The sequence below is a fragment of the Streptomyces sp. NRRL F-5123 genome (assembly GCF_000721495.1).
GTDB lineage: Bacteria > Actinomycetota > Actinomycetes > Streptomycetales > Streptomycetaceae > Actinacidiphila.
The window spans coordinates 1-23,153 of the sequence record NZ_JOHY01000049.1 but is presented as its reverse complement, the minus strand read 5'-3'; the positions used below and the strand labels follow the sequence as shown (position 1 = coordinate 23,153).

Annotated in this window: 14 protein-coding genes; 10 read left to right on the top strand and 4 right to left on the bottom strand. The window is 73.3% G+C overall.

Annotation, left to right across the window (positions count from 1 at the left end):
* Nucleotides 1–32 precede the first annotated feature (32 nt).
* The 3 genes from IH54_RS42010 (at nucleotide 33) to IH54_RS40385 (ending at nucleotide 8,332) form a co-directional block, all read left to right on the top strand.
* Nucleotides 33–6,446: a type I polyketide synthase gene (locus IH54_RS42010; RefSeq protein WP_052398018.1), complete on the top strand. Its 6,414-nt coding sequence runs from the start codon at nucleotides 33–35 to the stop codon at nucleotides 6,444–6,446.
* On the top strand, nucleotides 6,443–7,216 hold the full coding sequence (locus IH54_RS0129705; RefSeq protein WP_031522739.1) for a thioesterase II family protein: 774 nt from the start codon (nucleotides 6,443–6,445) through the stop codon (nucleotides 7,214–7,216). Before IH54_RS42010 ends, IH54_RS0129705 begins: the two co-directional genes overlap by 4 nt.
* A gap of 105 nt (nucleotides 7,217–7,321) precedes the next feature.
* Nucleotides 7,322–8,332, top strand: coding sequence for an alpha/beta hydrolase (locus tag IH54_RS40385; RefSeq protein ID WP_052398017.1), 1,011 nt, complete (start codon nucleotides 7,322–7,324; stop codon nucleotides 8,330–8,332).
* A 16-nt stretch (nucleotides 8,333–8,348) separates the two neighbouring features.
* Here IH54_RS40385 and IH54_RS0129695 read toward each other — a convergent pair whose 3' ends face one another.
* Nucleotides 8,349–8,972, bottom strand: coding sequence for a TetR/AcrR family transcriptional regulator C-terminal domain-containing protein (locus IH54_RS0129695; RefSeq protein WP_031522736.1), 624 nt, complete (start codon nucleotides 8,970–8,972; stop codon nucleotides 8,349–8,351).
* A 122-nt stretch (nucleotides 8,973–9,094) separates the two neighbouring features.
* Between IH54_RS0129695 and IH54_RS0129690 the strand changes: the two genes are divergently transcribed.
* The 5 genes from IH54_RS0129690 (at nucleotide 9,095) to IH54_RS0129670 (ending at nucleotide 17,058) form a co-directional block, all read left to right on the top strand.
* Nucleotides 9,095–10,573, top strand: a complete 1,479-nt coding sequence (locus IH54_RS0129690) for an MFS transporter (protein WP_078862629.1) — start codon at nucleotides 9,095–9,097, stop codon at nucleotides 10,571–10,573.
* A 706-nt stretch (nucleotides 10,574–11,279) separates the two neighbouring features.
* Complete coding sequence (locus tag IH54_RS0129685; protein ID WP_031522734.1) at nucleotides 11,280–11,885, top strand: response regulator transcription factor; 606 nt, start codon at nucleotides 11,280–11,282, stop codon at nucleotides 11,883–11,885.
* A 43-nt stretch (nucleotides 11,886–11,928) separates the two neighbouring features.
* The gene (locus IH54_RS0129680; RefSeq protein ID WP_052398015.1) at nucleotides 11,929–13,242 is read left to right on the top strand and encodes a cation:proton antiporter; all 1,314 of its coding nucleotides are present in this window, start codon (nucleotides 11,929–11,931) and stop codon (nucleotides 13,240–13,242) included.
* Nucleotides 13,243–13,279: 37 nt separating this feature from the next.
* Nucleotides 13,280–16,045 (top strand): AAA family ATPase, encoded by a 2,766-nt coding sequence (locus IH54_RS0129675; protein ID WP_031522730.1) that lies wholly within the window; start codon nucleotides 13,280–13,282, stop codon nucleotides 16,043–16,045.
* Nucleotides 16,046–16,221: 176 nt separating this feature from the next.
* Entirely contained in the window at nucleotides 16,222–17,058 is an 837-nt protein-coding gene (locus IH54_RS0129670) for a LacI family DNA-binding transcriptional regulator (RefSeq protein WP_052398014.1), read from the top strand.
* 29 nt (nucleotides 17,059–17,087) lie between these two features.
* Here IH54_RS0129670 and IH54_RS0129665 read toward each other — a convergent pair whose 3' ends face one another.
* From IH54_RS0129665 to IH54_RS0129655, 3 genes are read right to left on the bottom strand one after another with little or no spacing between them, the layout of a single operon-like run.
* Nucleotides 17,088–17,927: a carbohydrate ABC transporter permease gene (locus IH54_RS0129665; protein WP_031522727.1), complete on the bottom strand. Its 840-nt coding sequence runs from the start codon at nucleotides 17,925–17,927 to the stop codon at nucleotides 17,088–17,090.
* Nucleotides 17,924–18,892, bottom strand: a complete 969-nt coding sequence (locus tag IH54_RS0129660) for a carbohydrate ABC transporter permease (RefSeq protein WP_052398013.1) — start codon at nucleotides 18,890–18,892, stop codon at nucleotides 17,924–17,926. The genes IH54_RS0129665 and IH54_RS0129660 overlap by 4 nt, the downstream gene beginning before the upstream one ends.
* Nucleotides 18,889–20,202: an ABC transporter substrate-binding protein gene (locus IH54_RS0129655; RefSeq protein WP_031522726.1), complete on the bottom strand. Its 1,314-nt coding sequence runs from the start codon at nucleotides 20,200–20,202 to the stop codon at nucleotides 18,889–18,891. Before IH54_RS0129655 ends, IH54_RS0129660 begins: the two co-directional genes overlap by 4 nt.
* 130 nt (nucleotides 20,203–20,332) lie before the next feature.
* Here IH54_RS0129655 and IH54_RS0129650 point away from each other — a divergent pair, with 130 nt between their 5' ends.
* Together IH54_RS0129650 and IH54_RS0129645 are read left to right on the top strand one after the other, a co-directional pair.
* The gene (locus tag IH54_RS0129650; RefSeq protein WP_052398012.1) at nucleotides 20,333–22,426 is read left to right on the top strand and encodes a SpoIIE family protein phosphatase; all 2,094 of its coding nucleotides are present in this window, start codon (nucleotides 20,333–20,335) and stop codon (nucleotides 22,424–22,426) included.
* A 404-nt stretch (nucleotides 22,427–22,830) separates the two neighbouring features.
* Nucleotides 22,831–23,153, top strand: a 323-nt coding sequence (locus IH54_RS0129645) for an extracellular solute-binding protein (RefSeq protein ID WP_031522722.1), incomplete at its 3' end; no start/stop codon positions are given.

Below are 23,153 nucleotides of genomic sequence, written 5' to 3'. Positions count from 1 at the left end.
CAACCGTGCTCACTCGAAGTGAGGAGAGACTCGTGGGCGGTCTTGGGAACTCCGCGGCGATCGTGGGAGTGGGCTGTCGGCTACCGGGCGGCATCAACAACCTGGACCAGCTGGAGTCGGCGCTGTTCGCCGGGCTCGACCTGGTGACGGAGGTGCCGCCGGACCGGTTCGACCCGGCGCTGTGGACGGCCCCGGGCGACCACCGGCCGGGCCTGAGCTACACCGCCGCCGGCGGCTTCCTGCAGGACGTCACCGGCTTCGACCCCGGCTTCTTCGGCATCTCGCCGCGCGAGGCGGCCCAGATGGACCCCCAGCAGCGGCTGCTGCTGGAACTGACGGTCGAGGCCTTCCACCACGCCGGCATCGACCCGGCGAAGCTGGAGGGCCAGGAGGGCGGCGTCTACGTCGGCACCTCCACCCGCGGCTACTGGGAGCTGGTCTCCGCGCGGCCCGAAGCGGTCGACGCCCACTCGCTGCAGGGCACGCTGACCTGCAACGCCTCCAACCGGCTGTCCTTCCTGCTGGACTGGCGGGGCCCGTCGTACTCGATCGACACCGCGTGCTCCTCCGCGCTGGTCGCCCTGCACCAGGCCGCCCAGGCGGTGACGTCCGGCAAGGTGCAGACCGCGATCGCCGCCGGTGTCGGCCTGCTGCTCAACCCCGTCGACTACCTGGGCTTCGCCGAGGCGTCCGTGCTGTCGCCCACCGGCCGCTGCCACGCCTTCTCCGAGCTCGCCGACGGCTTCGTCCGCGGCGAGGGCGCCGGCGTGGTGCTGCTCAAGCGGCTGGACGACGCGATCGCCGACGGCGACCGGGTCCTCGCCGTCATCGCGGGCTCCGGCACCAACACCGACGGCCGCTCGGTCAACGTGATGAGCCAGCCCTCCCCGGTCACCCAGCAGGCCCTGCTGGAAGAGGTGTACGCGGAGTCCGGCGTCAGCCCCGACGAGCTCGTCTACCTCGAATGCCACGGCACGGGCACCCCGGTCGGCGACCCGGTGGAGTGCACCGCGCTCGGCGCCGCGCTCGGCGTGCACCGTCCCGCGGACCGCCCGCTCCCGATCGGCTCGGTCAAGACCAACATCGGGCACCTGGAGTGCGCCTCCGGCATGGCCGGCCTGCTCAAGGCCATGGTCGTGCTGCGCAGCGGCCGCATCCCCCCGTCCCTGCACGTCCAGCCGCGCAACTCCGCCATCGACTTCGACGGGCTCGGCCTGCTGCCCACCGACGTGGAGATCCCGATCAGCCGGGGCAAGGGCCGCGCGGCGGCGGGCATCAACTCCTTCGGCATCGGCGGCGCGAACGCCCACGTCGTCCTCGTCGAGCCGACCGACGTCCCCGCGAAGGCCGGCGAGTCCGCCGACGCCCCCGCGCAAGGCCCCTCCCACGCCGAGGACCGGCGGCTGCCGGTGCTGGTCTCCGCCCGCACCCCGGAGGCGCTCAACGAGGCCGCCTGGGCGATGGCCGAGTACCTGGAGGACACCCCGGGCGACTTCTACGACGCCGCCTACACCTCGGTCCTGCGCCGGCAGCGCTACGAGCACACCGCCGTGGTCTTCGCCGGGGACGCGGCCGGCGCCGCCCAGGACCTCTACAGCATCTCCGCCGGGACGCTGCCGGAGGCCGCGGCCCGCTGCGAGTCGGCCGCCGCGGCGGGCACCCCCGTCGGGTTCGTGTTCGCCGGCAACGGCTCCCAGTGGGCCGGCATGGGCTCGGCGCTGATGGGCGAGGGCGCCGGGTCGGACCCCGCCTTCAGCGCCGCCGTCCAGGAGGCCGACGCCCATCTGACGCCGCTGCTCGGCTGGTCGGTGTCCGCCGCGCTCGCCGACGGCGAGTACGACCTGGCCCGTACCGAGGTCGCGCAGCCGCTGCTGTTCGCCGTCCAGGTGGGGCTGGTGGCGAGCCTGCGGGAGCGGGGCGTCACCCCGTCGATGGTCACCGGGCACAGCGTCGGGGAGATCGCCGCGGCCTACGCCGCGGGCATCCTCGACATGGCGGCGGCCTGCAAGGTGGTGGCGATCCGCAGCGCCGCGCAGGGCCGCACCGCCGGCACCGGCGCGATGGCGGCCGCCGCCGTCAGCGCCGAGGACGCCGCCGAGCTGATCGCGTCGAGCGGGGCCGAGGTGGAGGTCAGCGCCGTCAACTCGCCCACCGACGTGACCCTTTCGGGCGACCGCGAGGCGCTGGAGGAGATCGGCAGGACGCTCGCCGACCGCGGCGTGTTCTTCCGCGTGCTGCCGCTCGACTACGCCTTCCACAGCGCCAAGATGGACCCGATCCGGGCCCAGATCCTCGACGAGCTGAAGGACCTGCCCACCGGCGACCCGGGCCTGCCGATGTACTCCACCGTGACCGGCTCCGCCGTCGCGGACGGCGGCACGATGGACGCCGACTACTGGTGGCGCAACATCCGCGAGCCCGTCCTGATGGCCGAGGCCGTCGGGGCGATGGCCGAGGCCGGCGCCGGGGTGCTCGTCGAGATCGGCCCGCACCCCGTCCTCGCCACCTACCTGCGCCGGATCTCCCAGGCCCCGGACAGCCCCTCCTTCACCGCGACCGAGACGCTGCGCCGCAACCAGAAGCCGGACCTCGACGCGAACGCCGCGGCGGTCCTCGCGGCCGGCGGCGCGGTCGAGCTGCGGACCTGGTTCGACGCGCCCGGCCGCGTCGCGGACCTGCCCGCCTACCCGTGGCAGCGCGAGCGGCTGTGGGTCGGCGAGCCCTCCTGGTGGGGGCACGGCCCCGGCGACGGCAAGCTCGTCCACCCGCTGCTCGGCGAGCGCGTGCCCGTCGCGGAACCGCAGTGGGAGGGCACGGTCGAGGTCTCCCGGGTGCCGTGGCTGAGCGAGCACTCGGTCGCGGGCTCGATCGTCATGCCCGGCGCGGCCTTCGCCGAGATGGCCCTGACCGCCGGCCCCGCGGCGATCCGCGACCACGCGATCCAGGTGACCGACCTCGCCGTGACGTCCGGCCTCACCATGCCCGCCCCCGGCGACCCGGCGCAGGTGCACCTCAGCACCGCCGTTGCGGGTGACATGATCACGATCGCCTCGCGCCGGGACCGCCTCGGCGGCGCCCCCCAGCCGTGGCAGCAGCACGCCCGCGGCCGGCTGCGCGCCGTCACCGGAGCCGCCCCCGAGGCGCTCGACGTCACCGCGATCCGCACCCGCCTCGACGGTGAGATGACGCTCGACCACGACGAGTTCTACGGCATCAGCGACCGCGCGGGCACCGTCTACGGCCCCGGCTTCCGGGCCGTGACCGGCGCCTGGTTCCGCTGCGACGAGGCCGGCAGGGGCGAACTGCTCGCCGACTACACGATGCCCCCCGCCCCCGCCGCCGAGATGACCGGCCCCACCAGCCGCTACATCGCCCACCCCGTGCTGCTCGACGTCGCGCTGCACGCGGGCGGCCCGCTCAACTCCTCGCTGCGCGACGGCTCGATGCTCTTCATGCCCGTCGAGTTCGGCGCGCTCACCGCCTGGACCCGGCCGCCGACGCAGGGCGTCATCCACGTCGTCGCGCACTCCGAGACCGGCCGCGAAGCCGTCTGGGACGTCACGCTGGCCGCGCCGGACGGCACCGTCGCCGTCACCATCAAGGACATGCGGCTGCGGCTCATCGAGGGCCGCCCGCAGCCCGCGCTGGGCATCTGGTCGGCCTTCTCCGAGACCTTCGCGCCGGAGACCGGCACCTCGGACGGCGCCCAGGAGGGCACCCCGGACGTCGCGGAGACCGCCGCGGCCGAGGTGGCCTGGACGCTGCTGGCGGACGAGGGCGGCCTGCCCTTCGCACAGGCCCTCGCCGGCCCCCTCGGCGCCGCGGCCCCGGCCGCCGTCGCCCCCGGGGACACCGCACGCTGGGCGGAGGCGGTCCAGCAGGCCGCCGAGGCCGAGGGCGAGGCCGCCGTGGCGCTCGTGCTCTCCGACGGCGGCGACGACCCGGTCGCGGCCGCCGCGGACGCCGGGCAGATCCTGCGCGACCTGACCCTCGCCTGGCAGGAGCGCCTGGCCGGCACCCCCGACGCCCGGCTGGCGGTCTGGCTGGTCACCGGCCCCTGCGGCGCCATGGCGCACCCCGGCACGGACGGCGCCGGCAGCGCCGCGGCCTCCTCCGCCTGGGGCACCGCGCGCACGATCACCAACGAGGTCCCCGGCATCACCACCCGCCGGATCGCCGTCGAGCCCGCCGTCGACCCGGCGCTGGCCGGGCGCGTCGCCGAGCTGCTCGCGGGCGACACCGGTCAGGAGGACGAGTTCGCCGTCCTCGCGGACGAGGTGCGCGTGCCGCGCGTCGCCCCCGTACCGGCGTCGACCGCGGGGAACACCGCCCGCCGCGGCGGGTCCGCGGACCGGGCGACGGCCCTCCAGGTGCGGACGATCGCGCTCACCCCGCAGTTCGGGCCCGCCGCCATACCGATGCCCGAGCCCGGCCCCGGCCAGGTCGTCATCGAGGTCAAGGCGGCCGCGCTGAACTACAAGGACGTCATGCTGGCCACCGGCCTGATGCCCATCGAGCCGATGCAGGCGGACTGGCGCGCGGGCGTCAACGCCGGTCCGCTGATCGGCCAGGAGTGCGCCGGCGTCGTCGCGAGGACCGGCCCGGGCGTCACCGGCCTGGAGGTCGGCCAGGCCGTCATGGCGGTCGGCTGCGGCTCGCTGGCCAGCCACGTCCTGGCCGAGGCCGCCGTCACCGTCCCCGTACCCGACGGCATGGACTTCCAGCAGGCCGCCACCCTGCCGCTGGTCTACGCGACCGCCCACTACAGCCTCAACGTCCTGGCCGGGATGGCCGAGGGCGAGATCCTGCTGCTGCCCGGCGCAGCCGGCGGCGTCGGCCTGGCCGCGCTCAACCTGGCGCGGCTGGCCGGGGTACGCGTCATCGCCCTCGCGAGCACACCGGAGAAGCGGCAGCTGCTGACGGAGCGCGGCGCCTGGCGCACCCTCGACTCGCGCTCCGCCGAATTCCCCGACCAGGTGCGGGAGCTGACCGGCGGCCGGGGCGTGGACATCGTCCTCAACTCCCTGACCGGCACGGCCGCCGTGTCCTGCCTCGAACTGCTCGCGCCCGACGGCCGCTTCGTCGAGCTGGGCAAGCGCGACCTGTACGGGGACGCGGGGCTGCGGCTGCGCCCGTTCCTCAACACGCTGTCCTACTTCGCCGTCGACCTGGCCCAGCTCATCGACCGCCGCCCGGACCGCGCCGGGGCCGTCATGCGGGACATCTCCCGGCTCGCCGCCGAGGGCGAGATCGAGCCGCTGCCGCACACCGTCTACCCGTCCGCCGCCCTGGACGACGCCTTCAACCGGCTCAAGCGGTCCGAGCACATCGGCAAGCTCGTCATCGACACCACCGGCATCGCCGCCCAGCGCGTCTCCTTCGACCCCGACGGCGCCTACCTCGTCACCGGCGGCACGGCGGGCTTCGGCGCCGCCACCGCGCGCTGGCTCGTCGACCACGGCGCCGGGCGGGTCATCGTCACCGGCCGCCGCGAGCCCGCCGAGCTGCCGGACCGCGAGGGCATCGGTTTCATGGCCGCCGACGTCACCGACCGGGCCGCGATGACCCGGGTCGTCGACCACGCCAGGACCTGCGCCCCGGGCGGTCTGCGCGGCGTCTTCCACTGCGCCGCCGGCTACGACGACGGCCCGCTGGAGGACCTGACCGGCGAGCGCTACACGTTCGTCCTCGCCCCGAAGCTGGCCGGCGCCCGCATCCTCGACGAGCTGACGAGCGACATCGACCTCGACCACTTCGTCCTCTACTCCTCCATCTCCGCGCTGCTCGGCAACCGGCTCCAGGCCTCCTACGCGGCCGGCAACCTGGGCCTGGAGACCCTGGCCAGGCAGCGCCGCGACCGCGGCAAGGCGGCGCTGGCCGTCGGCTGGGGCGCCATCGCGGGCACCGGCGTCGTCGTCCGCGACAACCTGTCCGACTCCATGACCCGGCTCGGCCTCGAGCCGATCCCGCCGTCCGAGGCCCTCGACTGCCTGGGCCGCCTCCTGACCGGCGACGCGCCGCACAGCGCGGTGATCGCGCGCGTCGACTGGGAGCGGGCCGGGCTGATGTTCCCGGCCGCCTCCGCGGCCCGCTTCTCCCCGCTCGTCACCTCGGCGTCGGGGCCGGCCGACCGCAGCGGCGCGAGCCTGCGCGAGCAGCTGCTCGCGAGCGGCGAGGCCGAGGCGGAGGAGCTGGCCACCCAGGCGCTCACCGGCGTCATCGCGACCATCCTGCGCACCGAGCCGGAACGCCTCTCGCCCTCCGTACCGCTCAACCGCCTGGGACTCGACTCGATCCTGGCGACCGAGCTGGGCGTCACCCTGCGCCGCCAGCTCGACCTCGACATCCCCACCCTGGAGATCCTTGCCAGCCAAGGCATCCGCGACCTGGCCACCCGCGCCATGTCCGCCGCCGGGGTCAGCCACGCCAAGGAGCAGCACTCGTGAACGACTGGATCGTTCCCATCGTCTCCGACCCGGACGCGCCGGTGTGCATCATCGGCCTGCCGCACCCCGGCGGGGGTCCCAACTTCTACGCGCCCTGGGCCGACGCGACCGGCGTCGAGATCCTCGCCGTCCAGCCGCCGGGCCGCGAGGCCCGCACCGCCGAACTGCCCATCACCGACCTGCCGCGGCTGGTCCGGCAGACCGCCCACGCGATCGCCGGGCTCTGCGGCAACCGCCCCACCGCGCTCTTCGGGCACTCCGCGGGCGGCCGCTACGCCTTCGAGGTCGCCCGTGCCCTGGAGCGTGCCAACCGCGGCCCCGCGCTGCTGTGCCCCTCGGGGATCTCGGCGCCCAACCACCCGTACTGGACCAGCACCGCGGAGAAGCTGCTCACCGATCCCGTCACCGCGTACCTGATGCTCGGCGGCGAGGCCCTCCCCGGGCAGCTGGAGCACGACCAGGCGACCGTGGACTCGTTCATCTCGCTGATCCGCGCCGACGCCCGGCTCTACACCGGGCTCGGCATCCAGCCGCCCGTCCCGCTGCGGTGCGCGGTCGCCGCGTTCGCGGGCGACGACGACGCCATCGCCGACCCCAAGGACATGACGGGGTGGCAGGACTGGGCGTCCGGCCCGGAGGCCTTCACGCTGCACCGCTACCCGGGCGACCACTTCTACATCCGGCACCACTTCCCGGAGGTCCTGGACGACCTGCTCGCCGACCTGGCGCAGACCGCGGGCACCGTCGGGGCCACCGCCACGGCGGGCTGACCGCCCGCGGCAGAACCACCAGGCACCGCCGCCCCGGCCCCCGGGGCGGCGGTGCCGCGCCCGTACTCAGCCACGCCGAACGCGTACGCATGTAGGAGAGTTGCGATGCCTCTGGACCGTCTGCTCCGGCACCTGATCGCCTGGCAGAGCGCGGAGGGCCCGCCGGCCGCCGACCGCGACCTGACGATCGGGCAGGCCCGCGAGCGCTACCGGGACAACGCGGTCCGCCGGCACGAGGGCACCGGCGCCCCGGCCGTGGAGTCGGAGGACCTGCTCGTCGACGGCCCCGACGGGACGCGGCTGCGGCTGCGGGTCCACACCCCGCGGGACGCCGGGCGGCGGGTGGTCACCTTCCTGCACGGCGGGGGGTGGGTGCTGGGCGACCTCGACAGCCACGACTGGGTCTGCCGGGACCTCGCGGCCTCGCTGGGCGCCGTCGTGGTCGCCGCCGACTACCGGCTGGCGCCCGAGTCCCCCTACCCCGCGGCGCTGCACGACGCCGTCGCCGCCGCCCGCTGGACCGCCAGGACCTACCCCGGTGCCCGGCACGTCCTCGCCGGCGACAGCGCCGGCGCCAGCCTCGCCCTGGGGGTCGGCCTGCACGCGCCGGAACTCCGCCTCGCCGCGCAGCTGCTGGTCTACCCGCCGGTGGACCCGAGCCTGATCCTCGCCTCGGCCGGCGAGTGCGCCAAGGGCTACCTGCTCAGCGTCGAGGACATGGCCTGGAACTACGAGCAGTACGTCCCCGACCCGCGGCTGCGCGCCGACCCTGCCGTCGACCTGCTGAAGGCGGACCTGCGGGGTCTGGCGCCCGCGGTCGTCGCCACCGCGGAGTTCGACCCGCTGCGCGACGAGGGGGTGGAACTGGCGGCGCGGCTGCGCGCCGCGGGAGTGCCCGTACGCCACGAACCGGGCGACGGACTCGTCCACGGCTACTTCCTGATGCAGGCCATGGTGCCGGCGGCCGCCGCGTGCGCCCGCCGGGTCATCGGCGAGCTGGAGGCGCTGCTGGGCCCGGATGGCGGCGGCGGCGCGGGGAGCGGCGGAAGCGGCGGGCAGGGCGAGCCGGGCGCGGGGGGTGACGGCGGTGGACCGCCCCGGGGCGACGCCGGCTGACGGGCGGGGCGGCCGGTCAGGTGGGCTCGCCCTGGAGCCGGACCAGCCCCTCGATGAAGACGTTCAGGCCGTAGTCGAAACGCTCGGCCGGATCCGCTCCGGTCAGCGAGTCGAGCGCGGCCGCGAACTGCGGCGACACCTCGACCTTGAGCCGCTCGTTGCGGTCCCGCCAGTCGTGGTCGCGCGGCAGCCGCAGCTGGGCCTGCTCCTCGATGGCGTGGCCGAGCACGTAGTAGAAGAGCGAGAAGCTGACCCAGCCCGCCTGCGCGGGCGGCAGCCCGGCCCGGCAGAGCACCTGCACCGACGTGTCGGAGCCGATGATGGTGTTGGCGCCGGGCGCGAACGTGCCGGCCACCACCCGGGCCCCGTCGCGGCGGCTGAGCAGCGCCGCGCGCAGCCGCCCGCCCAGGATCCGGATCTGCTCCGGCCAGGGGGCGTCCGGCAGCGGGTCGCCGATGCCCTCCACGATCTTGTCCGCCATGGCGTCCAGCAGCGCCTCCTTGTTCGGGAAGTGCCGGTAGAGGGCCCCGCCCTGCACGTTCAGCGCCGCACCGAGCTTGCGCATCGTGAGCTGGTCAAGGCCCTCGGAATCGATGAAGCGCAGGGCCCCGTCGACGACGTCGGCTTCGCGCAGTGCCATCCGCTACTCCCTCTGATCCCTCTGATTGACATCCCCTGCCCCGTATCGTAGCGTGAACAACGTTCACGTAAACGCTGTTCACGTGAACGGTCGTTCGCTCGTGGTTGCTTTGAGGAGACCTCATGCCCGAGACCCGAACACCACCCGCACCACCCGCGGTTCTCAAGCCGAACCTGCCGCTCGGTGTTGTTGTGGCCATGTCCTGCCTGGCGCTGTTCATGGTGGTGCTGGACTCCACCATCGTCACCGTCGCGCTGCCCGACATGAAGTCCGGTCTCGACCTGTCGAACAGCCAGCAGCAGTGGATCGTCAGCGGCTACCTGATCACCCTGGGCGGCTTCCTGCTGATGGCCGCGCGGGCCGGCGACCTCTACGGGCACAAGCGGGTCTTCCTCTTCGGCGCGGTGGTCTTCACCGCCGCCAGCCTGGTCGGCGGCCTCGCCGGGAACGGCGGCGTGCTGATCGCCGCCCGCATCGCCCAGGGCACCGGCGCCGCCGCGCTGACCCCCGCGAGCCTGAGCCTGATCACCGCCAGCCACACCGACGAGCACGAGCGCGAGAAGGCGCTCGCACTGTGGAGCATGATGAGCGGCGTCGCCGGCCTGTTCGGCGTGGTCCTCGGCGGCGTGCTCACCGCCGAGATCAACTGGCGCTGGGTGCTGTTCGTCAACGTCCCGCCCGGCATCGCGCTGACCGCCGCCGGCGTGATGTTCCTGCTGCCCGCCGCCGGCTCCCGCGAGACCCGGCTCGACCTGCCCGGCGCGCTGTGCGTCACCCTCGGCATCGGAGCGCTCTCCTACGGCCTCTCCGAGGCTTCCAGCAAGGGCTGGGGCTCCCCGGAGGTGGTGGCGTCGCTCGTCGCCGCAGCGGTCCTCGTGGTGGCCTTCCTGGCCGTCGAGAGCCGGAGCGCCCGCCCGCTCATCCCGCTGGACCTCGTCCGCATGCGGACACTGCGGGTGGCGAACGTGTTCATGTTCGCGGTGGGCGTGACGCTGACCGCGCTGATGTTCTTCCTGTCGCTCTACCTCCAGCAGGTCATCGGCTACAGCGCGCTGCGCACCGGAATGGCGATGCTGCCGGTCACGGTGGTCTTCATCGCCGGCGGCCTGGTCTCCCGGTCGCTGACCCCGGTCCTGGGCCCGCGCACGATGCTGATCGCCGGCGGCCTGTTCGCCACCGCGGGCACCGCCTGGCTCGCGACCATCCCGACGCATGCCGCGTACGTCTCGCACGTGCTCGGCCCGAACATGGTCGGCGGCTTCGGTATCAGCATCATGCTGCTCGCCGTCACCGTCAGCGGCACCACCGGCGTCCCCCCGCACAACGCCGGCGCCGCCTCGGGGCTGCTCAACACCTCCCGGCAGATCGGCGGCGCGCTGGGCCTGGCCGTCCTGGTGACCGTCACCTCCAGCGTCACGTCGCACGCCGGCGGCAGCCACGCCCACGCGCTCGTCCAGGGCTACCGGGTCGCATTCCTGGTGATCGCCGGCTGCATGCTTCTCGCCGCGGTCGCCGCTCTCGCTCTGCCGGTCGCCGCACCGGCGGAAAAGAATGCCGCCGAAGAGCCGCTGGAAGGTAAGCCGGTGACCACCCGGTCGTAACCGCCGGGGGGAAGGCACCAGGATTCTGCCCGAGAAGCGGGCCGGGACACGGAAACGTGTCCCGGCCCGCTCTTTTGTGTGTCCACCGGCGCCGTGGAGCGCTACGATGCGCGAACTCGCCGTCCGTGCATCACCGTCCGTGCCGGCCGAGCGCAGACCGAACGTCGGCCGGTCGCGCTAAAATCCATTGAAGCAATTCCTGTCGCATTTGCAGCGGCGCCCAATACCGGAATTTCGGTTAATGCCCGAACCTGTGTCCGGGGCATGTCTGTCACATGCCCGCGGGGCGGCCCCAGATTGTTCAAGGGTGTACCGAACCTTTGGCCGAAACCTGTTGACTTGGATCTGGCCGACTGACTATCTTCCATGAAGTCACACGTCGCTCAAAACGGGGGAGCACGGTGCGTTTCTTGATCACCCACGACATCTGTCGTACGGTACGGTTCCGCCGCCGAGGAGTTGGCGTGGTCCTTTTCGGACCCGTCGGCCGCACCGGTGGAACAGACCCTCGGCGGGTCCCCCGCTCCGAGCCCGGTGTCACGGGTGCCGGAGCCTTCGGGACCGCCGGTACGGGTGCTCTCGGCTCATGGCTCGCCCGAACCGGCGCGGTGTCGGACGGGCCGCTCCCGGACTGAAGTACGGCCGAAACTCGGCTGGACCTGTTCTTGACAACCGGCGAGTCGTTTCTCATTCCAGGGGAGCATCGATGAGCATCAGAGTGATGTTGTCAGATGAATTACTGCTGTCCCGGAGTGCGCTCGGCGCATTACTGGAAAAGCGTGCCGACATTGTCGTCGCCGGATCGGTCGGCGGTGATTCGGAAGCGGTGGAATTCGCCGAGACGCATCGTCCGGACGTTGCCATCATAGGATTCGACGGCGCCGACGGCAGCGTGATAAGAGTCGCCGAGAAGATAGGGTCGCTACCGGAATGCCGGACCCTGCTGCTGGCCGAGAGCTTTACCCGGTCGATCGTCCGCCAGGCCTTCTCCGGCGGGGTCGACGGCATGCTCCAGCGGCGCGTACCGCCCAGCTGGTTCTTCGAGGCCCTGCACCGGATCCACCAGGGTGAACGCGTTTTTGACGCGGATTTGACAGTCGCCGCGCTCGCCAACGAGGGCTGCCCTCTGACCTCCCGTCAGCTTTCCGTCCTGGAGCGCCTCTCCCAGGGCGACACGACCGTGGAAATAGCCTCACGGCTTCATCTCTCCGAAGGCACCGTGCGCAATTACCTCTCGTCACTCGTGACGAAACTCGACGCACGCAACCGTATCGACGCCCTGCGAATCGCCAAGGATGCGCGCTGGATCTGAAAGTCCCGCTTCCCCATGTCGTTCCGCCGAGCAAGGGATGGTAATGAACACGGATGCGCTGACCGCCGACGTCCTCGGCGACATCGCCCTCGTCCTCGGTACGTCCAGCCTGCTCGGCGCCCTCGCGCGCAGGATCGGACAGCCCACCGTCGTCGGCCAGATCACCGCGGGTGTCATCCTCGGACCGAGCGTCCTCGGCCGGCTCCCGGGCAACCTGACGGAACGTCTCTTCTCGCACGCGGCCGTGCCCTTCATCTCCCTCATCGCCCAGATCGCCGTGGTGATCTTCATGTTCGGCGTCGGCTACGAGATCGATCTGCGGTCGGTGCGCCGGCACCGAAGACCCGTGACCTTCATCGCGGTCGGCGCGATCGCCGTCCCGCTGGCCATCGGCACCACGATCGCCCTGACCATGGACGGGCTCGGCACCCTGCACGGCGCGCACACCGAAGGCCGCTCCTTCGTCCTCTTCTTCGGCGTGGCGACCTCGATCACCGCGCTCCCGGTGCTCGCGTCGATCGTCCGGGAACGCGGCATCGCCGGCACCACCGTGGGCGACATCGCGACATCGGCCGCGGGATTCATGGACGTGGTCGCCTGGCTGGTTCTCGCCGCCGCCGTCGTCGGTACCGACGTGGCCGGTGACCGCCCGTTACCCGAGACCATCCTGCTGCTCGCCGGCTTCGTCGCGGCGGCGGTTGCGGTGGTCCGCCCCCTGCTCAACTGGACACTGCTGCGCCCGGGTTCGGTCCTGTCGGACAAGGCCCCGGTCGCGCTCGTACTCGCGGCGGCGGGCGCCTGGGCCACCGCGTCGCTGGGACTGCACCCCATCTTCGGCGCCTTCGTCGCCGGGATGGTCATGCCCAAACCGAAGGGCGCGCCGGACAAGGGCCTGCTGCGCGCGATGGAGCAGACCGGCGGGCTGCTGCTGCCGCTCTTCTTCGTCGTCACCGGGCTGACCATGAACATCGGCGACCTGGGCGGCGCCGGGCTGGCCCTGCTCGGAGTGGTGCTGGTGTGCGGGATCGGCGGCAAGGTCGGCGCGGGCTACGCGATGGCGCGGCTCGGCGGCCTCGACACCCGGCAGTCCGCCATGATCGGCGCGCTCGTCAACACCCGCGGCCTGACCGAGCTGATCGCCCTCAACGTGGGCCTGAACGCCGGGATCATCGACACCCGGCTGTTCACCGTCCTGGTCCTCATGGCCCTGATCACGACCTTCATGACCGCGCCGCTCATCACTGTGATCGAGCGCCGGTACCCGGCCGCGGCGCACCCGGCCGACCCGCCGACGGCATCGTCCGCGGGGAGCGGAAGTGCTTCCGAGAGCCCGTACTCGACCGTTCGTCCGCGCTGAATCGGCGCTGCCCCTGAATGCGAGATGGTGAGTTGTCATGGAGAAACTGGTCGAACGGGACGAGGAAGAGAAGACCCTCGCCCAGATCTACAGCGAATGCTCGGCGGGCCGATGTCAGATGGTCGCCATCGGCGGCCCGCTCGCGCAGGGAAAGACCGCACTGCTGGACTCCTTCGCACGTGACGCCGACTCCGCGGGTGCCACCGTCCTGAAGGCCACCGCGTCCAGCTTCGAGCGCTACCAGCCGCTCGGCGTCATCGACCAGCTCCTGCGCGGCTACCGGCCGCACCTGAGCGGTGCCGACCTGGAGGTGCGCGGGCTGGTGGAGAGCGTCGGCCAGGCGGGGGCGCACCGCCACCGGGAGATCTCCCCGCCGATCCTCGGCCTGCTGCACGGCGCCTTCCAGTACCTGACGGACAGCTCGCCGCTCGTGGTGTGCATCGACGACGCGCACTTCATGGACGTCGAGTCGCTCCAGTACCTGCTGGCGCTCATGCGCCGGATGGGCGGCGCGCCGCTGACCGTCGCCCTCGCCTACTGCCCCGGCACGGGCCGCGACACCGTCCAGCGCATCCTCCAGGCCGAGGTGCTGCGGATGCCCAACTGCACCCAGCTGGAACTGGAGCCGCTGTCGGTCACCGGCGTCGCGGCGGTGCTGGAGGAATACTGCGACCTGGAGACCGCGGGCCGCGTCGCGGCCGACACCGCGGCGCTGTGCGGCGGCCGCCCGCTGCTGGTGCACGCGCTCGCCGAGGAGTGCGCCGCCCGCGGCGCCGATCCGGACACCTCGCCGCCCGCGGCCGGCGGCGCCTTCGGGCGCGCCGTGCTGAGCTGCCTGTACCGGGCCGAGCCCGTCGTGCTGCAGATCGCCCAGGCCATCGCCGCGCTCGGGGAATTCCGCTCCGCCTCCGCCGTCGCGCGGCTGTGCGGCATGGACCCGGGCTCCGTCGAGTGCGTCGTCGCCTCCCCGGGGGTCGGCGGGCTGCTGGACCACGACCTGCTCGGGCAGCCCTGCATCCGGGAGGTGGTGCTCGGCAGCCTGCCCGCCAAGGAGCGGCACGAGCTGCGCGGCCGCGCCGCCCGGCTGCTCTACCAGGAGGGCGCCCCCGCCCTCGTGACGGCCGAGCACCTGATGCGCATCGACGACGCGGTCCCGTGGGCACGGCAGGTGCTGTGCGACGCCGCCGAGCAGGCGCTCGCCGGCGGCGGGCACGAGCAGGCCATCGGCTACCTGGAGCGCGCCCACCGGGAGTGTGTGGACAGCCGGGAGCGCATCGACACCGCCGCCCGGCTCACCGACGTGCTGTGGCGCTACGACCCGGCGGCCGTCAAGAGCTATCTGCCCGAGCTGGTGGCCGCCGCGGAGGAGGGCGAGCTGTCGGTACGGCAGGCGGTGCCGGTCGTCCGCAGCCTGCTGTGGAACGGTCAGGTCGAGCAGGCTACGCGCGTCATGGCCCGCTTCGCCGACGGCACCTGCACGTCGGCGGGCAAGGACGCGCTGCCGTACGCCGAGCAGATCCGCCGCTGGCTGCCGCTCACCTACCCCGGCATCGCGCCCACCGCGACCGGCGGCGAGAAGGCCCGGGCCGCCACCCGCCCCGGCACCGCCGAGCACCGGGCCGCCGCCGCGTTCGGCGCGGTGCTGCGCAGCGCCGGGGAGGAAGGTGCCGTGCCGGCCGCCGAGCTGGTGCTGCGCGAGGCCCTGGCCGGGGCGGTCAGCCCGGCGTCGTCGCTGGCCGCGCTCATGGTCCTCATCTACTCCGACAACCTCGACAAGGCGTCGGTGTGGTGCGACGCGCTGCGCGCCTCGCTGCGGGGGACGTACGGGCTGGTCTGGAACGCGCTGTTCACCTCCGCGCGCGCGGAGATCCACTACCGCCTCGGCGACCTCGCGAACGCCAACCGGCAGGCTCGGGCGGCGCTCACGCTCATGCCGCGGGAGAGCTGGGGCGCGGCCATCGTCATCCCGCTGTCGCAGCTCATCCTCACCACCACGGCCATGGGCAACCTCACGGAGGCCGAGAGCTACCTCGACATCCCCGTCCCCAGCGCGGCCTTCGGCACCCTCGGCGGAGTCGTCTACCTCGACGCGCGCGGCAACTTCCACCTCGCGCGCGGCCGCTACGACGCCGCCCTCCAGGACTTCCTGGCGGCCGGCCACCTGATGAAGCTCTGGGAGGCCGACTGCCCCTCGGCCGTGCCGTGGCGCACCAACGCCGCCCGCGCGTACCTCCACATGGGCCGCGTCGCCCAGGCCAGGGAACTCCTCACCGAGCGCATGTCGCTCTTCCCGCTGGGCCACGCGCGGGCCCGCAGCCTCACCTACCGCACCGTGGCGGCCACCCTGCGGCCGGACGAGCGGCCCCCGGTGCTGCTGAAGGCGGCGAACATCCTCGACCGCTGCGGCGACTCGCTCAACCTCGCCTACACCCTCGCCGACCTGGGCCGCGCCTACGAGTCGCTGGGCCAGTCGGTGCAGGCCTGCCGGCACGCGCACAAGGCGCGCGCCCTCGTCGAGCGGTGCTCGGCGGCCCCGCTGCCGGAGCCGCCGACCGCGGGGGCGGCCCGGGAGAAGGCGGAGCCCCGCCCCGCCGACGACCCCGGCCCGGCCGCCCGCCGGCTGAGCTCGGCGGAGTGGCGCGTGGCGGCCCTCGCCGCCCGGGGTTCCACGAACGAGCAGATCGCCCGCAAGCTCTTCATCACCGTCAGTACGGTCGAGCAGCACCTCACCCGCGCCTACCGCAAACTCGGCATACGCCGCCGCACCCAGCTCCCCACCTCCCTCTCCCAGCTCGTCCCCTGAGCCCCGCCCCTGCGCCCGTCGCCTCCGCCGTTCGCCTCCGCCGTTCGCCGCCGCCGGGCCGCTTCGAGCCGCCCCGAGCGGCCGGAGGGGTCAGAATGGGCAGGGGCGGACACAATGGACAGGAACGGCAGGAAACGCACGAGAAGCGGACGGGAAGTCCCCGAGGACGGATGGTTATGGACCGGACCGGTGCGGTCGCCCTGGTCGCGCCCGAGTCGTACACGCGGCTGTTCTCCGAGCCCTACTTCGCCGCGATCATCGAGGGCGCGGTCGAGGAGCTGTCGGCCACCGACCTCCAGGTGGCGCTGGTCGTGGTGCGCACGGAACGCGAGCGGACCCGGCTCGCCCGCCACCTCGAGGAGCGCCCGGTGGACGGGGCCCTGCTGCTGTCCGTGCAGGCCCACGACCCACTTCCGTCGGTGTTCGAGCGGCTGGGCATCCCGGCGGTCCTCGGCGGGCGCCGCTCGAACGGCGAGACGCTCAGCTGCGTGTACGCGGAGAACATCGGGGGCGCCCACAACGCTGTCGACCTGCTGCTCTCCCGCGGGTGCCACATCGTCGCCACCATCACCGGGGATCTGGACCAGCAGGGCGCCCAGGCCCGGCTGGAGGGCTACCGGCGTGCCCTGGAGGAGGCCGGTTTCGCCGCCGACGAGGAGCTGGTGGAGGCGGGCGACTTCAGCGAGGAGTCCGGCGCCGCCGCGATGACCGCGCTGCTGCGCCGCAGGCCGGACGTGGAGGGCGTCTTCGCGGCCTCCGACGTGATGGCGGCGGGGGCGCTGCGCGTGCTGCGCGAGGCCGGCCGGGCCGTACCGGACGACGTGGCGCTCGTCGGCTGGGACGACTCGGATGTGGCCCGCGGCGCCGACCCGCCGCTGACCAGCATCCGGCAGCCCACCGAGGAGCTGGGCCGCGCCATGGCCCGCCTGCTGCTGGACGAGATGGCCGAACCGGACCGGGCGCGCCGCGAGGTCGTCCTCGGCACGGAGCTGGTGCGCCGGGCCTCCGCCTGAATCCACCCGGCCCGCGCCCCGCGAGGCGGTCACTGGACCGCGCCCGCCGTGAGCCCCTGCGCCAGGAAGCGCTGGAGCGCCAGGAAACCGATCACCACCGGGGCGCTGACCAGCAGGGACGCGGCCATGACCTGGTTCCAGAAGACGTCGGACTGGCCCGCGTACGCCCGCAGGCCCACGGCGAGCGTACGGGTGTGGTCGTCGGTCAGCACGGACGCGAAGAGGACCTCTCCCCAGGCGGTCATGAAGGTGTAGACGCTCACCGTCGCGAGCCCCGGCGCCGCCACCGGGACGATCACGCGCAGCAGCACCCCGAGCGGCCCCGCCCCGTCGACCATCGCGGCCTCGTCCAGCTCCCGGGGGATCGAGTCCAGGTAGCCGGCGAGCAGCCACACGGCGAAGGGCAGCGAGAAGGTGAGGTAGGTGACGACCAGCCCGGTGCGGGTGGCGAAGAGCTGCAGCCCGAAGCGGCGGTAGATGTTGATGTAGATCAGGTAGAGCGGCAGCAGGAAGAGGATGCCCGGCAGGATCTGGGTGAAGAGCATCGTCCCGAGGAAGGTGCGGCGCCCGGCGAAGCGGTAGCGGCTGACCCCGTACGCCGCGAAGAGCGCGACCACCACCGAGGCCGCCGCGGCGCAGACCGACACCACGAGGCTGTTGACGAAGTAGTCCGCCAGCGGCACCGTGCGCCACATGTCGGCGTACGGCCGCAGCGTGAGGTGCGAGGGCCACCAGGTGAAGGGCCCCTCGACGTCGCCCAGCGGCTTCACCGACGAGACGGCCATCACGTACAGCGGGAGGAGCACCGCCGCCGCGAGCACCGCGAGCCCGGCGCGCCGCACCCAGCGGAACCACGGGGGAGTGATCACGACGGCTGCCCGCGCCCCGCCTGCGGCCGGCGGGCGCCGCGTACGTGCCGGGCGGCGAGCAGGGCGAGAGCGCCCAGGGCCGCGACGGCCGCCAGGAAGAGCATGACGAGGACGGACATCGCCGATCCCAGACCGAAGTTGAAGGTGATGAAGGACGCCTGGTAGATGTGCACCGGCAGCAGGTCGGCCGACCGCGGCGGCGCGGCGCCGAAGAGGGTGAACGGCGTCGTGAAGTCGTTGAAGGTCCACAGCGCCAGCACGACGAGCAGCACCCCGTTGACCGGCGCGAGCCACGGCAGCGTGACCGACCGGATCTGCTGGAGCATCCCCGCGCCGTCCAGCGCGGCGGCCTCGTACAGCTCGCGGGGGACGGGCTGCAGCCCGGCCGTGACGACGAGGAAGACGAACGGCCAGGTCCGCCAGATCGCGACGGCCGACACGGACCAGAACGCGTGGTCGCCGATGAGCCAGAACGGCCGGCTGCCGGTGAGGTGCAGGCCGTCGACGAGGACGGCGTTCACTGCGCCGGTGTCCCGCTGCAGCATGAACGACCAGGTGATGACGGCGGCGTACACCGGCAGCGCGTACGGGACCAGGAACAGCGCCCGGATCGCCCCGCGGCCGCGGCGGGCGTCGTGCGCGAGGACCGCCGCGGCGAAGCCGACGCACCACGATCCGGCCACCACGACCAGCGTGTAGAGCAGCGTCCTGCCCAGGGACCGCAGCAGGGCGGCGCCGACCGGGCCGTGGAAGTCCAGGGCGAGGCGGTAGTGGGCCAGGTCGACGAAGGGCGCCGTGGTCCAGTCGCGGATGTGGAACTGGGTCAGCCGCAGCAGGCTCATGCCGATGCCGGCCGCCATCGGCACCACGTGGACGAGCAGCTCCAGCAGCAGCGCCGGCAGGAGGAAGAGGTACGGTACGGCCGCCTGCAACCGGGCACGCCGGGCGCGCGGGGCGGGCCTCATCCGAGGCCCTCCATCTGGCTCTGGGCCTCGGACAGCTTCGCCTTCACCTGCGCCTGGCCGACCGCCCCGCCGGAGCCGGCGTCCGCGAGCAGCGCCGCGACCGCGTTGCCCACCAGCGTCTCGAACTGCGCCTCGTCCGGGACCATCGGCATGGGGGCCGACGTGTGCGCGAGCACGTACCTGAAGGTCCTGGCGGCAGGGGTGTTGAACGCGGGGTCGGAGTAGTCGTCGGTGGTGACCGGGAGCGTGCCGAACGCCTTGTTGAGGATGCGCTGCTCGGGCGCCGAGGTCAGGAACCTGACCAGGCTCAGCGACCCGTCGCGGTCGCCGGTGCCGGTGAGCACGGCGATGTTGGTCCCCGCCACGTGGCTGTTGATGCGCTGCCCGCCGCGGGGCAGGGGGTCGGGCAGCGGGATCGGCTCGACGCCGTAATCCTCGGGCTTCATACCGTTGGCCCGGATGGCGCTGTCCGCATTCGACTGGGCCATGATCATCGCGGCCTTGCCGGAGGTGAAGTCGGCGACGAACGGTGTGTCGGTGGCGAACTCCACGCTGGAGGGGTTGACGATCCGGTCCCGTGCGACCAGGTCGGTGTACTGCCGGACGCCGGCCACCATCCCGGGGCTGTCGAACCGCGGCTTGCCGTGCACGAAGGGGTCCGCCCCGTGCTGCCTGCCGAAGATGAAGGCGAAGTGCGAGCCCTCGGTGTAGCTCGCCCCGACCACCGAGAGCCCGTAGCGCCCGCGGCGGGCGTCGGTGAGCCGGCGGCCGTCGGCGACCAGCTCCTCCCAGGTGGCCGGGGGCCGCAGGCCGGCCCCGGCCAGGAGCCGCTTGTTGTAGTAGAGCCCGTACGCCTGCCCGTACAGCGGTACGGCGGCGGGCGGCTTGCCCGGGGCGCCGGTGGAGGCCATGGACGTGGCCAGGAAGTGGCCGCTGCCGCCCACCGCCGCGAGCGTGGCCCGGTCGAAGGGGACCAGGGCCTCGGTGGCCTGCAGCGAGGCGGACCAGGTGTTGCCGATGTTGACCACGTCGGGGCCGTGCCCCGAGACGGCGGCGGCGAGGATGCGGTTGAGGAGGTCCGCCCACGGGACGACCTCCAGCGCCACGTGCAGTCCGGTCCGCCGCTGGAACTTGTCCAGCTCGGGCCGCAGCACCTTCCGGTCCAGCTCCGGGCTCGGCGCCTGGTTGCTCGCCCAGTAGGTGAGCGTGTGCGCGGGGGACGCCGACCGCGCCGCGCAGCCGGTGAGCCCGGCCGCGGCCAGTACGGCGGCCGCCCAGGCGATCAGGGCGCGGCGCGTGATCAGAGCCATGTGATGTTCGGTCGCCCTCCGTGAGATCGGTCGGCGGATCCCGTAACGGAACATACCGCACGAATTCCCCTCCATTGCCCACGGAAGGGAACGTGGTGAAAATGGACCTTACGCGGACGAAGGGGTCGCCATGGCGCGTGACGCTGAGAACGAGCCCGGACCGGGTCCGGGGCCTCCGGCGCCGGACCGCCTCGTCGCGCACGCCCCGGTGGGCCTGGCCGTCACGGACCTCGACCTGCGGTGCACCTGGCTGAACGCCGCGATGGCGGAGCTGGGCGACGGCCCGGCGGGGGAGCAGCTCGGTCGGCGGCCCGGCGAGATCCAGCCAGGTCCGGACGCCCGCAACCTCGAAGCGAGGATGCGCCAGGTGCTGGAGACCGGCGTACCGCTGACCGGCTACGAGCACGTCGGCAGCAGCCGCGCGGACCCGGCGCGCCCGCGGGCCCTCTCGCTCTCCTTCGTCCGCCTCGACGACGGCGCGGGCCACCCCCAGGGCGTGCTCTGGACGGCCACCGACGTCACCCCCCGGCACCGGGCCCGGCTGCGCCTGGCCCTGCTGGACCGCGCGGGCCGGTACATCGGCCGCACCCTCGACGCCTCGCGGACCGCGCAGGAACTGGCCGACGTCGCCGTGCCCGAGCTGGCCGACCTCGTCACCGTCGACCTGCTGGACGCCGTGACCCGGGGCGGCGAGACCACCTCCGGCAGGCTCGCCGAGGCCGACGCCGCCGCGCTGCGGCGTGTCGGGCACCGCTCGGTGGACGCCGGGCTCGCCCCGCGGTCCGCCCCGACCGGCGCCGCGGCCGCCTACCGGCCCGGGTCGCCGCCCCTGCAGAGCCTGACCGGCGGGATGTCCTGGCGGGAGGCGCGGCTGGACCCGGACGCCCCCGCGTGGGTCGCGGACCTCGCGGGCGACGGCGGAGCGTGCTTCGCCGACCTCGGGCTGCACACCGGCATGGTGGTACCGGTACGCGCCCGGGGCGCCACGCTCGGCATCGCCTGCTTCTTCCGGGCCCGCCGCGACGAGCCGTTCGGCGACGACGACCTGCGGCTCGCGGTGGAGCTCGTCGACCGGGCCGCGGTGTCCGTCGACAACGCCCGCCGCTACACCCGCGAGCGCAACGCGGCCCTGACGCTCCAGCGCAACCTGCTGCCGGGCGGCATGCCGCAGCAGCAGGCCGTGGAGGTCGCCTCCCACTACCGCCCGGCCGAGAAGCTCACCGACGTCGGCGGGAACTGGTTCGACGTCATCCCGCTGTCCGGGGCCCGCGTCGGCCTGGTCGTCGGCGACGTCGTCGGCCACGGGATCGACGCGGCGGCCGCCATGGGTCGGCTGCGCACCACCGTGCAGGCGCTCGCCGACCTCGACCTCTCCCCCGAGGAACTGCTGGCCCGCCTCGACGACTCGGTCGGCCGGGACGCCCGCGAGGGACGCGCCGACACGTCGGGGGCCACCTGCCTGTACGCGGTCTACGACCCCGTGACCAGGCAGTGCGTCATGGCCGGCGCCGGCCACCCGCCGCCCGCGGTGGTCGGCCCGGACGGCACGGTCGACTTCCCCGACATGCCGCTGGGGCCCGCGCTGGGTGTCGGCGGACTGCCGTTCGAGTGCGCGGGGCTGGAGCTCGCGGAGGGCAGCGTCATCGTCCTCCACACCGCGGGCCTGCTCGCCCTCCAGTCCCCGCGCGGCAACGCGGAGGCCCGGCGGGAACGGCTCCGCCAGGTGCTGGGCCGGCCTGCGGCGTCCCTCGACGACCTGTGCCGGCAGACCGTGGACGCGCTGCTCCCCGCCCGGCCCGTCGACGACGCGACCCTGCTGCTGGCCCGGACCCGCGTCCTGGGCGCCGATCGGTGCGCCTCCTGGGACATCCCCGCCGATCCGGCCGCCGTCGCGCAGGCCCGCGAGAAAGTCGCCGCGCAACTGGACGACTGGCATCTCGACGACATGGCCTACACCACGGAACTGGTCACCAGCGAGCTGGTCACCAACGCCATCCGCCACGCCTCCGGCCCGATCGGGCTGCGCCTCCTCCGCGGCACCTCGCTGATCTGCGAGGTGTCTGACGCCAGCAGCACCTCCCCGCACCTGCGCCACGCGCGCACCACCGACGAGGGCGGCCGCGGCCTCTTCCTGATCTCGCAGTTCACCGACCGCTGGGGCACCCGCCACACCTCCGGGGGGAAGGTCATCTGGACCGAGCAGCCCCTCTCCTCCGCCCTCTGAGCGGGCTCCCGCGAGCCGCCCGGTGGCCCGACCGAACGCTGCCGAAACATAAGTCGCCACACGCGAAAGTTTTCGCACACGCTGTCACGCCGCGTCTCGCGTACGCCATCTTGCCGGGCCGGAGGGCTTCTGTGGGGGTCGTCGGCTCTTTGTGTGAGATGTATTGACGTGCTCCGATGGCTGACCTAATGTGCCCGAAACGATCGCAAGAAGCCCGAAAATTTTCGCCCCTGATCACGAGTCACGGGGGGGAACAACCGCGTGTGAGCGCTCACTCCCTACCGCCGGTGCCCCGGCACCCTGCGACCGTCTGCATACAGTGCGCCTCCGGCCGACGGGCCGCCGCGCACGTATGACCCCTCGCTCCGATTGCTTCAGCAACGAAAAGATCAGGGAGTTCCACGATGATGAGGAAGACGCGCGGCGCGACGGCTGTCGCGATCGGCCTGGGCCTCGCCCTCGCTGCGACCGGCTGTGCCGGTGGCAGCGACGACGACGGCGGCAGCGGCAGCGGCGGGTCGTCCGACGCCAAGGTCACGGTGACCTTGTGGGAGAACGCTTCGCCCGGGCCGGGCGCGGAGTACTGGAAGACCGCCGCGGCGGCTTACCACGCGCTGCACCCGAACGTGACGATCAAGATCCAGTACGTGCAGAACGAGGACTTCGACGGGAAGCTGCAGACCGCGCTGAACTCGAACTCCGCGCCGGACGTGTTCCTGCAGCGCGG